This window comes from Candidatus Allofournierella merdipullorum (assembly GCF_048426865.1).
GTDB classification, from domain to species: domain Bacteria; phylum Bacillota; class Clostridia; order Oscillospirales; family Ruminococcaceae; genus Allofournierella_A; species Allofournierella_A merdipullorum.
This window is the reverse complement of sequence record NZ_DBFNWJ010000025.1, coordinates 19,852-36,082: the sequence shown is the minus strand read 5'-3', so window position 1 is coordinate 36,082 and position 16,231 is coordinate 19,852. Positions and strand designations below refer to the sequence as shown.

Below are 16,231 nucleotides of genomic sequence, written 5' to 3'. Positions count from 1 at the left end.
ATGAAATACGGCACAAAGACGATCAAACGCGGCGCCGCGCTTTTGGCCGCGGCACTGCTGCTTACCCTGGCGGGCTGCACAAGCTCCGCCGGGACCGGCGAGCCGGACTACGCCTCGTATGACCTGGTGGTGACCGCCTGGGACACGCCCCAGCAGGTGCTGGACGCGGTGCGCAATGCGGGCGTGACCCCGTTCCAGCATTTTGACGGCGACTCGCTCCTGGCGCCCAGCGATTTGGCGGAGATGGGCGAAAAAGTGTCGGTGTATCTGTGCGAGGGCAGCTACGAAGCCGGCGACGGCGACTTTATCCTCACCGACGGCAGCTGCGAGCTCACCGTCACCGGCGCGGGCGCCGGCAAGACCGTTGTGAACGCGGGGGGCAGCCTCCGCAAGAACACCGGCTCTGGCCTGTCGGTAAGCGGCGGCGAAAAGACGGTGAAGCTGAGCGGGCTGACCCTTCAGGGCTTCCGCTACGGCGTGCTGATCGAAAACGCGTCGGGCGTGGAGCTGCAGAATGTGGAGCTGGCACAAAACAACTTTGCGGGCCTTCGCATGGAGGCGGCCACCGGCTGCACCGTCAACGGCTGCACCTTCACCGCAAACGGCGGCCCCGGCGCGGGCGATGTGGGCTACGGCCTGTCCCTGGACGACCGCAGCACCGGCAACACCGGCTCCGGCAACGTCTACTCCGGCAACGGAAACGCCAACGCGGTGGACTATCCCTCCTTCTGGGCGACCAGCAGCGACGGCGGCAACTCCATCGAACTGGAACTGGAAGACGGGCCTGCCGCCGTGCAGCCGGTGCTGACCGACCCGGTGATGGAAGCCCAGAACGCCCGGCCCGGGCCTGACGCCCTGCGCTATGAGATGGAGCAGGGCGGCTGCGTCGGCGCCGGCATCACGGACGGCGACAAGATGGAAACGCCCTCCGAAGGGCAGTACGTCTATCTGTTCGACGGCACCATCACCCTGCGCATCGATGTGCCCGAGGCGGGCAGCTATCGGCTGTTCGTGGTGGGCGGCAGCGATGACGGGAACGACAAGTGCGATTATATCCAGGTGAATGGCGGCCCGCAGTACCTCACCTCCTTCCCGGGAGCGGAGCAGGGCGTGTGGCAGCTGTGCCAGCCCGGCACGGAATTCTGGAGCAACGGCGTGCTGCTGCCGCTGGTGCCCACAGAGGGTTTCGCCCTGAACGAAGGCGAGAACGAGATCGTCATCACGGCGAACTGGGGATACAGCGTTTACGACTGTATCTACATCGAGAAAATACAGGAAAACTGAGAAAGGACGGCAGCTATGACGAAATTGCTGAAAAAGACGGCCTGTACGCTGCTGACCCTTCTTCTGCTGACGGGCCTTGTGCCCGCAGCGCAGGCGGAAGAATCATCACAGGAGGTGCAGCAGATGCCGGCACTGACAGGCATGTTCGTGGCTACGGAGCTTGTGACCCATGACAACCCCTGGACGCAGGAGGACTGGAACCACGCTGTGCGCCAGCTGAAAGACGCGGGCATGGACAAGATCGTTCTGCAGTACGCGGTGCAGTATTACAGCGAAAGCTACAAGGTGTACTACTACACCCCCAGCTTTGAGGACCCGGGCGAGAACGTGAACAACCGCCAGCAGACCATTGAATACGCCCTGAACGCCTGCCGCGACAACGGCGTGCAGCTGTGGCTGGGCCTGCATCTGGCCGAGGATATGTGGTTCTCCTCTATGAACGCCGGTTTCCGTGATGTGGGCGAGGACGGCAAAAGCGAATTCCTCACCACCAGCGCGGAATTTTCCAAAAAGGTGTTCGACGATTTGTGGGCCCAGTACGGCGCGGAATACGGCGACGTGATCGGCGGCTGGTATCTGCCCTATGAGTTCAACAACACCGTGGGCGAGACCGCCCGCACCCGTCTGGTGCAGGACTTCTACGCCCCCCTCACCGAGCATATGAAGCAGGTCACACCGGACAAGCAGATCATGGTCTCCCCGCTGATCTACCCGCCCATGCTCACCGAGCCCACCCAGGAGATGCTGAACACCTGGGAGATGCTTTGCTACGACGTGTGGGCGAACTCCCGCGTGGACATCATCGCGCCCCAGGACGGCTGCGGCTGGGAGTCCAGCGTGCGGGAGAACCTGCCCCCGTATTACGAGGCGATGGTCCGCGCGAAGGAAGCGGCCCAGACCGAGCGTGACCGCAAGGGCTGGGGCAGGGCCGTTGCCTGGAACAACCCGGAACTTTATTCCATGACCGGCTCCAACACCATGACCATGCAGCGCTTTGGCGCCAACATGCAAACGCTGGACCAGTATGTGGAAGAACACGTGAGCTTCAGTTTGCACAGCCTGGTGTATTTTGACGACCTGACCAAGGCGGGCACCAACCCCACCAACCGGGCTTTCTACGAAGCCTATCTGCGCATGGTGCAGCAGGGCGGCCTCACCCAGCCCGAGCAGCCCATCCCCGCGCCTTCGGGCCTGAGCGCCGCGGTGGAGAACGAGTTCGACGCCGCGCTGAGTTGGGAGCGCCTTGAACTGGAGGATCCGGCCCTGCCGGTGGCGGGCTATCAGATCCGCCGCGAGGATGTGAACGACCCCGAAGCCGGCGCGATCCTGCTGCGGGACGTGCCCCAGCCCGCGGAGGGCGAGCAGACCGTGACCACGGTGGACGCCCAGCTGGAGCCGGGCCATACCTACCGCTATTCGGTGTACGCCTATGACGGCGCGGGCAACCTTTCCGGGCAGCCTGCGGTGACCGAAGTGACCATTGACAGCACCGCCGTGGCCCTCAAGACAGTGAGCGCCAAGCAGACGGTGTCGCCCCTGGCGGTGTCCGCCTACGGACTGGACAACGCGCCGCTGGTCAGCGGCGACCTCTCCGCCCTGACGGCCGGAGGAACGGACGTCCGCTTCGCCCTGCCGGAGGGGGAGAGCTCGGTGCGCTATGTGCTGCAGCTGGACAATCAGAGCGAGCAGCCCGTATCGTTTGTGTATCTGAATGTAAAATACAGCCCGGCCGAGGGCCTGTATTTCCCCCAGAAGATCGAAGTCCTGGCGGACGGTGTGCCGGTGAACACCCTGTATCCCCAGCAGGAATACGGCACCAGTATGGTGGGCGATGTGCGGGTCGCCATCAGCCTGAACGGGGCGACGGCCGCAGAGAAGCTGGAACTGGTCATCACCCAGAACCAGCAGTATCTGGCGCTGGCGGGCCTGCAGGCAAGCGCACCCGCCGCGGGCCTGCAGATGCCCGATGACTACACCGCGCCGGCCAATCTTGCCGCCGGGCTGCCGGTGGTCATCAGCGGCTACGCGGCCACCCAGAACTTTGACCCCAACGCCAGTTTCCGCGGCACCGACCGTTTGGTGCTGGACTACGGCGCCGGCCTCATCACCACGGAGACGAACCTCTACAAAGGCGGCTACGCCACCGATCTGCTCACCCGCGGCAGCGAGGACCTGCCCTTTGTGAGCTGGCAGGCGGACGGCGGCAGCTGCCGCATCCCCGGCAAGGCGGCGGACGCCGACCGGTCGGTGTGGCTGCGCACGGTGGGCCTGGGCTCCAGCTTTGACCTCACGGTGGAGCTGGAAGCGCCTCAGACCATTCAGGGCGTGTCCACGGAATGGCTGTCCGACCGGGACGCCGCGGTGTTCCTGCCGGTCTACATCGAGTACTACGGCATGACGCAGGCGGGTGTGGAGCAGTTGATCGGCGTGGCCAAGCGCCCCAACGAGGCACAGATCGACTTTACCCGCCCGGCCGCGCAGGACAACTGCCACCGGCCGGAGACCTTCCGCTACAAAGCGGCGGACACGGGCGAGACCGTCTACACCAAGATCATCGCCCGGGTGTATGTGCAGTATCCCGCCAACAGCCATTTTGTGCGGGCATTCTCGGTCTATTGATCCATGAAAAAGGAGGAGCTTCGACCCATGAAAAAGAGCCTTTTGCTGAAAATCATCTGCCTTGCGCTGGTTCTGGCGCTGGCGCTGTGTGCCTGCGGCACTCCGCCCGAGAACGTCACCAGCGACGCCCAGTCCGGCGCGCAGGGCGGCGGGGAGCCGGTGGAGACCCATCCGGAGATCTCCGGCACCGTGACCTTTGCGGTGCGCGACAACGTTCTGGAGCAGACCCGCGCCTTGCTGCGTGAGTTCATGACCATCTACCCCAACATCCGCGTGGAGGTGCAGGAGTTCTCCAGCTCCGATGACCTGTACACCTACCTGACCACCCAGTCCACCGCCCAGAACATGCCGGACGTGGTGCTGGGCTGGGACAACCTGTCCGCCTTCGCGCTGCAGAACTGGCTGTACCCGCTGAACGAGTTCCTGGATGCCGACGACGAGACCCAGTACATCAATCAGGAGATCCTGGACGGCTTCACCTATGAGGGACAGGTGTACGCCGTGCCTTCCTACCTGCTGTTCTCCAGCGTTGTGGTCAACCTGGACCTGCTGGACGAGCTGAACCTGGATGTTCCGGGCTATGACTGGACCATCGACGAGTTCGTGGAGCTGGCCAAAGCGGCCACCACCACCTCCACCTCCGGCATCAACCACCTGGAGTCTCTGGACCAGTATCTGATGATGCAGCTGCAGGAGACCGGCGGCCAGTGGGGCTATGATCCTGCCACCCGCACCTTCAACCTGACCAGCGGCGCCTTTGAGCAGGCCGAGCGCTATGTGGAGGACCTGCGCAAGGTGCCTCAGCTGGTGGCGGACGACCTGCGCGATCCCAACGTCACCGCCAACGGCGGCATGGACGACTACGCCAAGAAGTTCGGCGCCAACGCCGACGGCCTGGCGGACGGCAAGATCCTCATCGCCAACCAGAGCACCTGGGACGACACCTGGCTGGCCACCTCTCTGGAAGGCATCAACTGGGACTTCTATCCCATCCCCGGCGTCACCGCCGAGAGCGGCAAGCAGATCGTCCACGCGGACTACGGCATGATGCTGTCCACCGCGCAGGATCCGGAGGCCGCCTTTGAAGTCCTGAAATTCTTCACCTACGGCAAGGACGGTCTGCTCGCCCGCATGCGCCTGCAGGAGGAGAACGCCGGCGGCATGTTCGCCAACAACCGCTTCACCGTGCCGGCCAGCAGCCATCCCGAAGTGGCGGAGATGTTCGCCAACTGCACCAATGTGCCCGAAGGCGTCAAGTATATGTACGCCCACATGGATAACGCCGTGAAGGGCGACTACAGCAAGGTGCTGCCGGATTACTGGAAGGTGGTCAACGACAGCATCTACCAGGCCATCGAGCGTATCCGTAACGGCGAGGACCCCGCCTCTGTTGCGGCGGAGACCGAAGCGAAGATCAACAACGATTTCGCCGCCAGCTATGCGGTGTTCAGCGAACAGATGAAACAGGTCCAGAGCGATTTTGAGGCAATGAGAGCACAGTGATCCCGCTCTGCGGGTGAACAAAGCCGGGAGGCCGCTGAAAACAGGACGGCCTCCCGCTTTTTGAATGAATTTTGCTGCCGGAGGTACGGCCGATGAGAAAACGAAAAGCAAGTGTGCTGCTGGCGGGCGTTCTGCTGGCCGCGGCGCTGATGAGCGGCTGCGGCCAAAGCGTGCAGCAGGCGAAGGCGCAGGGAGACCCCCAGCCGGCGCTCTACCACGGAGATTGGTCCGTGGCGGACCCGGACGCGGTGAGCTTTGCCGCGCAGCCGGCCGAGGGCGGCTTCTGGCAGATCCCGGCGGGCGGCTCACAGCAGATCGTGCTGGAAGTGCCTGCGGCGGGCGAATACACCCTGCTGCTGCATTATGCCACCGACGAGGACGTGATGCTGCGCAGCGTGCTCAGCGTGCAGCTGGCGGGGCAGGAGTGCATGACCCAGCTCCACTCCATCTGGCGGGACGAGACCAAAGACTACGGCGCCGACCGCTACGGAAACCAGACGCCGCCCACCCAGGTCACCGTGGATGAGCCGGTGAGCGAGTTTGTGATCGATCAGTCGCAGATCGCGCGCACGCCCTTCGTGTTTGAACTTCCGGCCGGCAGCGCGCAGCTCACCCTCTCCAGCGAGGACGTCGGCCTGCGGGTGTACGGCGTGGAGCTGGTGCGGGCGGAGCCCACCCCCGGCTACGCCGAGTACCGCCAGGCCCAGGGCGAAGGCCCCGACGGCGCGGACCGCATCGTGATCGAGGGCGAAAACTACAGCGTGAAGTCCGACTCGTCCATCCGCGCGGGTGCGGAGCGCAGCGCCTCTCTTTCGCCCTATGACTATACCTGCCTGCTGCTGAACGTGCTGGACGGCGGGGCCTATTCCACCGCCGGCCAGAAGGTGCAGTATTCCTTTACGGTGGAAAACGCCGGATACTACGATCTGGCCTTCCACTACCGGCAGAACAGCAAGGAAGGCCTGCCGGTCTATCAGAACATCCGCATCGACGGCAGGAGCCTCTTCGCCGAGATGGAGAGCATGCCGTTCCCCTATACCGGGGTGGAATACGCGAACGCGGTGCTCACCGCCGACGGCGAGCCGGCGGGCATCTGGCTGGAAGCGGGGGAGCACACCCTGCTCCTTGAAGCGGACGGCACCCCTCTGCAGGAGGCGGTGGACCGCATCGACGCTGTGATGGAACAGCTCTCCGCCATCGGGCTGGAGATGAAAAAGCTGGCGGGCACCCAGGCGGACTCCAACCGCACCTGGGACGTGGAAAGCTATCTGCCAGGCGTTCTGGACCAGCTGGCGGCCTGCGAGGAGGAGCTGTGGGACATCTACGCCCTGCTGGGCGAGATGCAGGACGCACAGCCCGCGGCGGTCCTCGGCGTCAAGCAGGCGGCGGGCAATCTGGAAAAGATCCTGGAGCGGCCGGAGAAGATCCCCGGCAAGCTGTCGCTGCTCAGCGAGGGCTCCGGCTCCGCCACCCAGCTTCTGGCCGACCAGATCGACAAACTCAACGGCCAGAGCCTGACCATCGACGCGATCTATCTGCAGAGTGAGCCCTTTGACCAGAAAGAGAACGCGGGCTTTTTCACAGAACTGGCCGACGATGTGAAGCGCTTTTTCTACGCGCTGATGCTGAAGGACGACGCCGGTTCGGAGGAAAAGACGCTGGAGGTCTGGGTGAACCGGCCGGTGCAGTACATGGAAGTGCTGCAGACCATGGCCGACACCGACTTCACCCCCAAAACCGGCATCAAGGTGCGCTTTTCCCTGATGCCCAGCGAGCAGCGCATCGTGCTGTCCAACGCCACCGACATGGCCCCGGACGTGGTGATGGGCCTTGCCACCAACACGCCCTTTGACCTGGGCCTGCGTGGCGCGGTGTGCGATCTGACCCAATTCGAAGGTTTTGCGGAACTGATGGAGGAGTATAACCCGGAATCCATCACCCCCTACATCCTGGGCGACCAGGTGTTCGGACTGACCGAGACCCAGGACTTCTACGTCCTGTTCTACCGCACCGACATCCTGGAGCAGCTGGGCCTGGAACCGCCCCGCACCTGGGAGGACGTGCGCGATCTGATGCCGGTGCTGCAGCGCAACTCGATGAACTTCTACCTGCAGCTGTCCGGCTACACCGGCACCAAGCCTCTTTACAGCACCGCGCCTTTCCTGATGCAGGCGGGCGGCGGTATCTATGCCGAGGGCGACGCGACCCGGACGGGTATCAATTCGGCGGCATCCCTCGCCGGGTTTGAGACCCTCACCGACCTTTACCGCCTTTACAGCGTGCAGCCCACGGTGTCCAGCTTTTACAACAATTTCCGCTACGGCCAGATCCCGCTGGGCGTTGGCTCCTTCTCGGACTATGTGAAGATCAAGAACGCCGCGCCCGAGATCGCCGACAAGTGGGCCGTGGCGCTGGCTCCCGGCGTGGAGGACGAGAACGGTGTGATCCACAACGGCACCACCGGCGCCTCCTCCGCCTGCGCCATCATGTCCGGCTCCGAGATGCAGCAGGAGAGCTGGGAATTCCTTCAGTGGTGGCTGTCCGCCGAGGTGCAGACCACCTTCGGCAACACCCTCCAGACCACCTACGGCCCGGAATACCTGTGGAACAGCGCCAACATCGAGGCGTTCTCCCAGCTGAATTTCCCCAAAGAGGACAGGGAAGTCATTCTGGAGCAGTGGAGCCAGATGAAGGAGATCAACCGTCATCCGGCCCTGTACGCGGTGGAGCGTGAGCTGAGCAACGCGTGGCAGAAGGTGGTGGACGAAAACACCCCGGCCCGCATCGCGCTGGACGAAGCGGCGGCCAACGTTGACCGGGAATTCCGGCGCAAGCTGGCGGAGTTCGGCTATCTTGACGCGGAGGGAAACGTGCTGACGGCTTATGAGTATGTGCCGGCGCAGCAGATTTTGGAGAGCTTGTCAGATGAAAAAGATTAAAGATTTGCTGAACAGACATTCCCACTGGGTGCTGCTGGCGCCGTTCCTGGCGTGCTTCACGGTGTTCATCCTGCTGCCTGTTTTGTGCGCGGTGGGCCTTTCGTTCACCCGGTTCGACACGGTGCAGTTCCCGGAGTTCATCGGCCTGGACAACTACATCTCCATCTTCACCCAGGACCGGGACTTCATGCAGCACGTGCTGCCAAACACCATCGTCTATGCGCTGGCGGTGGGCCCCGGCGGCTACCTGCTGTCTTTCATGCTGGCGTGGCTGCTCTCCCAGCTGAGCAAATGGCCCCGCACGGTCCTGGCCATCGTGATCTACTCGCCGTCCATTCTGGGCAACGTGGCGCTGGCGGTGGTGTGGGGCGTGCTCTTCTCCGGCGACAGCAACGGCTATCTTAACCGGATGCTGCTGGCGTGGAACGTCATCGAAGAACCCATCCTCTGGCTCACCTCGCCCCAGTATCTCATGCCCATCATGATCTTCGTGGGCCTGTGGTCCAGCATGGGCGTGGGCTTTCTGGCGATGCTCTCGGGCATTCTGAACGTCAACCCGGAACTCTACGAGGCGGCGGCCATCGACGGCGTGCACAGCCGCCTGCAGGAGATCTGGTACGTCACCATTCCGGCCATCAAACCGCAGATGCTGTTCGGCGCGGTGATGGCGCTGGTGGGCACCTTCAACTCGCCGGGCATGGGCGTGGCGCTTTCCGGCTCCAACCCCACGCCGCAGTACGCCGGTCAGCTGATCGTGAACCACATGGACGACTACGGCTTTTTGCGATATGAGATGGGCTATGCCGCTGCGCTTTCGGTGGTGCTGCTGATCCTGGTCTGGCTTTCCTCCCGGGTGGCCTACAGGCTGTTCGGAGAAAGCGATGACTGATATCTGAATCAAAGGAGACACGGGATTATGGCAAAACACTCGGTGATCAAAACCGCGCCGGAAAAATTCAAGGCGGATCAGATCTGGACCTATCTTATCCTTCTGCCGGTGATCGTTATCATGCTTCTGCCGGTGCTTTATGTGCTGTTCCACGCGTTCAAGCCGATGGATGAGCTGTTTGCCTATCCGCCGCGCTTTATCACCCTGCGCCCTACGCTGGACAACTTCAAGCGCCTGTTCGCCATGGCCGACACTTCCAACTGGCCGGTAACGCTGTATATCTTCAACAGCCTGGTGTCAACGGTGTGCGTTGTGGTGGGTGCGCTTTTGATGTGCGCGGCGGCGGGCTACGTCCTTTCCAAAAAGAACTTCCGCGGCAAGCGCACTATCCAGCGCCTGAACCAGGCGGCGCTGATGTTCGTGCCGGTGGCGGTGGCGGTGCCCCGCTTCCTGATCATCAAGCAGCTGGGGCTGATGAACAGCTTCTGGTCTCAGATCCTGCCGCTGCTGGCCATGCCGGTGGGCCTGTTCCTGGTGCAGCAGTTCATCGACCAGCTGCCCAACTCTCTGCTGGAGGCCGCCCAGATCGACGGATGCTCCGATTACGGCATCCTGTTCCGCATCGTGATCCCCATCATCAAGCCGGCGCTGGCAACGGTGGCCATCCTGGCCTTCCAGTCCGCGTGGAGCTCGGTGGAGGCCTCGCAGATGTTCATCGACAGCGAAAAGATCAAGACCTTTGCCTACTATATGTCGGCAGTCACGTCCCCCACGGGCAACACGGTGGACGGACAGGCCATGGCCGCGGCGGCTGCCGTGATCATGTTCGTGCCCAATGTGGTGCTGTTCGTGCTGATGCAGTCCAAGGTGATGAATACGGTCGCCCATTCGGGCATCAAGTAAAGGAGGTGCTCCGCAGCATGAAAAGACGCAGAGGACTGCTGGCAGCCGCGGCGACGCTGGCCCTGCTTTCCGGCCTGCTGGCGGTGCACGCGGAAACCGGCTCTTCCGGCAACGCCACCACCTCCACCTTCGTCACGCAGGCGGGCTCCGACCAGCTGGTGCCCACCCAGGACGCCTACCTCACCGGCGATGTGCTGTTCCTGGATTCGCCGCTCACCATGCCGGAGGACATCTTCGTGCAGGGCGGCCGGCTGTATGTGGCGGACAGCGGCGCCGGCCGCATCGTGAGCACCGATCTTTCGGGCGGCGATGTGCAAAGCCTGGGAGAGGGCATTCTGTCCTATCCCACCGGCGTGTTCGTGACCGACGCGGGCGAGATCTATGTGGCCGATTCCGGGCTGCAGACGGTGGCGGTGCTCAGCGCCGACGGTCGGCTGCTGCGCCGGTATGACCGGCCCCAGACCCGCACCTTCGGCGCCAACGCCCAGTACCAGCCCTCCAAGGTGGCGGTGTCCGACGCTGGCATCATTTATATCGTGTCCACCGGCTCCTTCGACGGCGTGATCCAGCTGGACCAGTCGGGCGAGTTTTTGGGCTATTACGGCTACAACAACGTGCAGATGTCCATGCTGGAGACCATCCAGAACCTCATCTTCACCGAGGAGCAGCTGGCCCAGCTGTTCAACAAGATCCCGCTGGCCTTCTACAATCTGGCGCTGGATTCCAAGGGCATGTGCTACACCGTGACCCAGAAGACCGATGTGGCGCCGCTGAAAAAGCACAACATCGCCGGAGTGAACATCCTGAACTCCTCGCCTGAGGTGGAGAATCTGGCGGATTTGTGCATCGGGCCGGACGGCCAGATCTTCACCGTCAGCGAGAGCGGCATGATCTATGAGCTGGACAACAACGGCACGCTGCTGTTCGCCTGGGGCGGTCAGGCCGCCAACAGCGAGCGGCGGGGCCTGTTCACGCTGGCGGCGGGCATCGCCGTGGATGAGGACTGCTGCCTCTACGTCCTGGACAAGGAGCGGGGCGTGGTGCACACCTTTATCCCCACCGAATACGCTTCCTTGATGCACACCGCCATCCGCCAGTATGAGGACGGCAGCTATGCCGACAGCCGCGACACCCTCACCCGGCTGGCGAAGCTCAGCGGCGACGTGCAGATGGTCAACTATTACATGGGCAACAACCTGATGCAGCTGCGGGACTATGAGGGCGCCATGGAGAGCTACCGCCGCGCGGGCGACAGCGCGGGTTATTCCGACGCCTTCTGGGAGGTCCGTACTGCCGGCGTGAACCAGTGGTTCGCCGCGGGCGCGCTGGCGCTGGCGGCGCTGGTGTGCGGCGGCCTGCTGCTGGGCCGCCTGCGCCGCAGGAAGGCCCGGCCCGCCGCGCCGATCTATTACTACACCGACGGGCGCAAGGCCGGCGAGATCGGCCTGGGCGAAAACCTGCGCTTTGCCTTTAAGTTCTTCAAGCATCCCTTCGACGCCTTTTACGAGGTGAAAGTGGGCGCCCGGGGCACCGTGCTCAGCGGCACCGTGCTGTATCTGCTGGCCTTTGCGGCCTTCGCCTTTTACTATGCCGGGCGCGGCTTTGCCTTCAGCCAGCTGGAACTGAGCGAAATATCGCCGTTCTATGTGATGATGCTGTTTTTCCTGCCGGTGGGGCTGTTTGTGCTGGCCAGCTATATGGTGAGTGAGATCAACAACGGCGAGGGAACGTTCAAAAAGATGTACGCGGGCATGAGCTATGCCATGATCCCCTTCATCTGCATCGCGCCGGTGCTCACTCTTTTGAGCCATGTGCTCACCCTGTCGGAGTCCTTCCTGATCTCCTTCGGCATGGGGTTCTGCGTCGTCTGGAGCGGGGTGCTGGTGCTGCTGGCCATCAAGGAGATCCACAACTACGAACCCGGCCAGGTGGCGATGAACGTGCTGCTGGCGCTCTTTTTGATGATCGTGATGATTTTCGTGGGGTCCATCATCGGCATGTTCTGGGACACCGTGCTGGATACCCTGTCCGCTTTCGGAAAGGAGGTGCTCTATCGTGTCACAGGCTAAAAGCCGCATCGCCGGGCGCATTGCCGCCTTTGCGCTGGCGGCGGGGCTGCTGCTGAGCGCGCTGCCCGCCGTGTCCGCGGGGGAGAGCACCCCCGGCCAGCGGGAGCTTGGTTCCAACCGCTATACGCAGGTGCTCGCCGAGAGCGAAACGCTGACCGGGTTTGACCTGGAAGGCTTCGAACTGCTGATGGAAAACGAGACGCTGGCGGTCTATTACCGCGAGCAGACCGGCGGCATCCGTGTGCAGGACAAGCGCTCCGGGTATGTCTGGGGCATGATGGCCCAGGACAAGCCCGAAAACCTGAATACCCGCTGGGCGGCCATTGCCAATTCTCTGGTGATGGCGGAAGTCTACGACAGCCAGGACAAGCTGGTGTTTGCGGGCGCGCAGAGCATGGAGTGCACCGTGCGGGGGAACACCGCCGTCATGGATGTGTACTTTGACGAGTGGCAGCTGGGCTTCACCTTTGAAATGACCCTGAACGAAAACGCGCTGACCTTTTCCATGAGCGACGACTCCATCCGCGAGGAGGGAGAGTACCGCCTGGCCAGCGTCACCTTTGCGCCCTTCTTCGGCGCGGTGGAAGGGGATTCAGTCCCGGGATACGTCTTTTTGCCGGACGGCTGCGGCGCGCTGATGCGCTTTTTGAGCCCCCGCAACTATCTGCAGGGCTACGCCAAGCGCATCTACGGGGCTGACTATGCCATCGACGCCATCAACTCCGCCTACACCGGCGCGCAGAACACCACGCTGGAGGAACAGACGGTGACGCTGCCGGTGTTCGGCATGACCCACGGCGAGCGGCAGAACGCTTTTCTGGCGGTGGCGCAGCAGGGCGAGGAATACGGCACCATCACCGCCGACCCGGCGGGCCTTGTGTGTGACTATACCCGCGCCAACGTGAAGTTCGTCTACCGCCAGATGTACGAACAGCCCATCAGCCGGGTGGGCGTGGGCGTGCAGACGGTGCAGGCCCAGCCCAACCGGGTGGACCCGCAGATCAGCTATTATTTCCTCACCGGTCAGGACGCCGGCTACACCGGCATGGCGCGGCAGTACCAGTCGCTGCTGGTGGAGGCGGGCGTGCTGACCCGCCGCGAATGGGATGAAACGGTCCCCCTGCGGGTGGACTTTCTGGCGGCAGACGTCCAGAAGGAATTCATCGGTACCTCGGTGAATGTGGCCACCTCCGCCGAGACGGTCCTTGAAACGGCGGAGCAGCTGCGGCAGGCCGGCGTGGAAGGGCTTTCCGTGGGTCTGCTGGGCTGGCAGAAGGGCGGCCTGCACGGCTACGACAAGACGGCGTCCGCCTCAAAAACGGTATACGGCGGCCTGGACGCGCTGGAGCAGCTGGGGCAGGAGGTGCCCCTCTCGCTGGTGGCGGACCCCTTCAGCGCCAAGGAGGGGCAGTTCAACACCCGCAGCGAGGGCGCCATCTCCCTGTCTCAGACACTGGTAATGAAGCAGGGCGACGAGGACGCCTTCCTGGACGACACCTATTACCTCAAACCGGCGGCGGGCCTGGAGGCGCTGCAGGCCCAGACCCGCCAGCTGACGGACGCGGGCCTGGAGAACTTTGTGTTCAACGGACTGGGCGAGCTTCTCTACGGGGAATACCTCACCCAGGAGAGCACCAGCCGCACCCAGGTGCGTCAGCAGGTGGAGCAGGCGGCCGGCGAGCTGGAGCAGCTCTGCGGCCCGCTCACCCTCACCCGTCCCAACGCCTATCTGCTGGCCTACACGGGCGCCTGCGACCAGACGCCCATGACCGGCAGCCAGTTCCTGTACGAGACCGACACCGTGCCCTTTTTGCAGATGGTGCTCTCCGGCTATGTGGAGCTCTATGCGCCCTATACCAACCTGAGCTTCTACTCCCAGCTGGACCTTCTGAAGATGATCGATTTCAACACCTGCCCCACCTATCTGCTCACCGAAAAGGACAACTACGCGCTGCGCAACACCGCCTCGGCGGACCTGTGCAGCACCGCCGCCCGGGAGTGGGTGGACTCGGTGGCCGAGACCTACCGGACGGTGAGCGAAGTGCTGGGCGAGGTGCGCGGCCAGGTCCAGCTGGACCGCCGCGTGCTGGAAACGGGCCTGGTGGAAAACACCTATGAAGAGGGCGTGGTCTACGTGAACTACAACGAGACCGCCCGCACCCTGCCCGGCGGCACAACGCTTCCCGCCCTGAGCGCGGTGTATCTGGAAGGAGGGGACGCACGGTGAAAAAGAAAGGCGCACCGAAAAAACACGCCAGCCTGCGCACGCAGAACGCCCTGGAAGGCTACATCTTTCTGCTGCCGTGGCTGGCGGGCCTGCTGGTCTTCACGCTGTTCCCCTTTCTGTATTCGATCTTTCTGAGCTTCAGCGAGGTGCAGATGTCGCCCACCGGCATCAAGACCCGTTTCGTGGGCCTTCAGTGGTACAAAGAGGCTTTCACGCTGGACACCACCTTCACCCTCTCGCTGCTGGACACCATGAAATTCGTGCTGCTGAGCACCCCGATGATCGTGGTGGTGGCGCTGTTGCTGGCGCTGCTGCTCAACGGCAAATTCCGGGGCCGGGGCTTTTTCCGGGCGGTGTTCTTCTTCCCGGTGCTCATCATCAGCGGCCCGGTGATCCAGGAGCTGCTCAGCACCGACACGGTGGCGGTCATCCGGCCGGAGAATTATCTGATCTATGATTTTGTGGCCTCGCTGCCCACGGTGTTGTCGGCGCCGCTGATGTACATCTTCGACAACATCGTGCTGATCATGTGGTTCTCGGGCGTGCAGGTGGTCCTGTTCCTGGCGGGCCTGCAAAAGATCGGCTACCCCATCAAGGAGGCGGCCGCCATCGACGGCGCCTCGGTCTGGCAGATGTTCTGGAAAATTTATCTGCCTTTCCTGCGGCCGCTGATTTTGCTGAACACCATCTACACGCTGGTGCAGCTGAGCGCCTTTTCCAGCAACGAGGTCAACAAGGAGATCGTGAACAAGATGACGCTGGTGGGCAAGACCTACGGTTATTCCTCGGCGCTGGCGTGGATCTATTTTGTCTGTATGCTGGCAGTGCTGGGCGTAGCCTTTCTGCTGCTGCGGGAACGAAAGGAGAGCCGCCGATGAAAAAACGTCTTTCCGCCGACCCGGTGCGGCTGAAACACCACGGCAAGCGCATCGCCATGAGCGCCGCGCGCTACTTTTTGCTGATCGGCATCGGCGCGGTGTTCCTCTATCCCATCCTGTTCATGCTGGTGAACTCGCTGAAGGATGTGCAGAATCTGGTGAATCCCACCATCGAGTGGCTGCCCTCCCACCTGTATCTGGAGAACTTCGGCCGTGCGCTCTACACGCTGCAGTATGAGCGGGTGCTGCCCTTCACGGTGCTCTACGTTGCGGTGGCGGCGCTGGCGCAGACCGTCAGCTGCGCCATGGCCGGCTACGCCTTTGCCCGCCACGAGTTCCCCCTCAAGCGGCTGTGGATGGTCATGCTCATCGTGGCCTTCCTCATCCCGGCCCAGGTCACGCTGGTGCCGAAGTACCTGATGTTCTACAAATACGGCCTCACCGGCTCCCCGCTGGCCACCTGGCTGCCCGCTCTTCTGGGGCAGGGGGTGAACAGCTCCATTTTTGTGCTGGTGTTTTATCTGTTCTTTGCCGGCTATCCCCGTTCCTACGACGAGGCCGCCCAGCTGGACGGAGCGGGCCGTCTGACGGTGTTCTTCAAGGTGGCGCTGCCCATGGTGGGGCCGGCCATCGTGGTGAGCATCCTGTTCTCCTTCGTCTGGTTCTGGAACGAGACCTACACCTCCAGCCTGCTGCTGGGTTCGGAGTTCCGCACGCTGCCCATGAAACTGGAAAGCTTTGTGGCGGAGTTCACCAGCATTTATCAGTCCTCCTCGTCCTCCAGCATGGCCACCAAGCTCAACGAAAGCCTGCGCATGGCGGCCACGCTGCTGGTCATCAGCCCGCTGATGCTGCTCTATGCAGTGCTGCAGCGCCGGTTCATCGAGGGCATCGAGGCGGCAGGCCTCACAGGCGAATAA

General features: G+C 63.0%; 10 protein-coding genes. All 10 read left to right on the top strand.

The features are described 5' to 3' along the window. The gene (locus ACMNAY_RS04235; RefSeq protein WP_418718509.1) at positions 1 to 1,284 is read left to right on the top strand and encodes a right-handed parallel beta-helix repeat-containing protein; all 1,284 of its coding nucleotides are present in this window, start codon (positions 1 to 3) and stop codon (positions 1,282 to 1,284) included. 15 nt (positions 1,285 to 1,299) lie between these two features. Next, positions 1,300 to 3,903, top strand: coding sequence for a DUF4434 domain-containing protein (locus ACMNAY_RS04230; RefSeq protein ID WP_418718508.1), 2,604 nt, complete (start codon positions 1,300 to 1,302; stop codon positions 3,901 to 3,903). 27 nt (positions 3,904 to 3,930) lie between these two features. Then, positions 3,931 to 5,406 carry an ABC transporter substrate-binding protein gene (locus tag ACMNAY_RS04225; RefSeq protein ID WP_418718507.1) on the top strand — a complete coding sequence of 492 codons (1,476 nt, stop codon included), beginning with the start codon at positions 3,931 to 3,933 and terminating at the stop codon, positions 5,404 to 5,406. Positions 5,407 to 5,498: 92 nt separating this feature from the next. Beyond that, complete coding sequence (locus ACMNAY_RS04220; RefSeq protein WP_418718506.1) at positions 5,499 to 8,345, top strand: extracellular solute-binding protein; 2,847 nt, start codon at positions 5,499 to 5,501, stop codon at positions 8,343 to 8,345. Further along, on the top strand, positions 8,332 to 9,234 hold the full coding sequence (locus ACMNAY_RS04215) for a carbohydrate ABC transporter permease (RefSeq protein WP_418718505.1): 903 nt from the start codon (positions 8,332 to 8,334) through the stop codon (positions 9,232 to 9,234). Before ACMNAY_RS04220 ends, ACMNAY_RS04215 begins: the two co-directional genes overlap by 14 nt. 27 nt (positions 9,235 to 9,261) lie before the next feature. Continuing rightward, positions 9,262 to 10,137, top strand: a complete 876-nt coding sequence (locus ACMNAY_RS04210) for a carbohydrate ABC transporter permease (RefSeq protein ID WP_394966446.1) — start codon at positions 9,262 to 9,264, stop codon at positions 10,135 to 10,137. Positions 10,138 to 10,154: 17 nt separating this feature from the next. Continuing rightward, a complete protein-coding gene (locus ACMNAY_RS04205) occupies positions 10,155 to 12,206 on the top strand; it encodes a YIP1 family protein (RefSeq protein ID WP_418718504.1) in 2,052 nt (683 codons plus the stop codon). Continuing rightward, positions 12,193 to 14,433, top strand: a complete 2,241-nt coding sequence (locus ACMNAY_RS04200; RefSeq protein WP_418718503.1) for a DUF5696 domain-containing protein — start codon at positions 12,193 to 12,195, stop codon at positions 14,431 to 14,433. Before ACMNAY_RS04205 ends, ACMNAY_RS04200 begins: the two co-directional genes overlap by 14 nt. Continuing rightward, on the top strand, positions 14,430 to 15,311 hold the full coding sequence (locus ACMNAY_RS04195) for a carbohydrate ABC transporter permease (protein WP_394976609.1): 882 nt from the start codon (positions 14,430 to 14,432) through the stop codon (positions 15,309 to 15,311). The genes ACMNAY_RS04200 and ACMNAY_RS04195 overlap by 4 nt, the downstream gene beginning before the upstream one ends. Further along, positions 15,308 to 16,231 (top strand): carbohydrate ABC transporter permease, encoded by a 924-nt coding sequence (locus ACMNAY_RS04190; RefSeq protein WP_418718502.1) that lies wholly within the window; start codon positions 15,308 to 15,310, stop codon positions 16,229 to 16,231. The genes ACMNAY_RS04195 and ACMNAY_RS04190 overlap by 4 nt, the downstream gene beginning before the upstream one ends.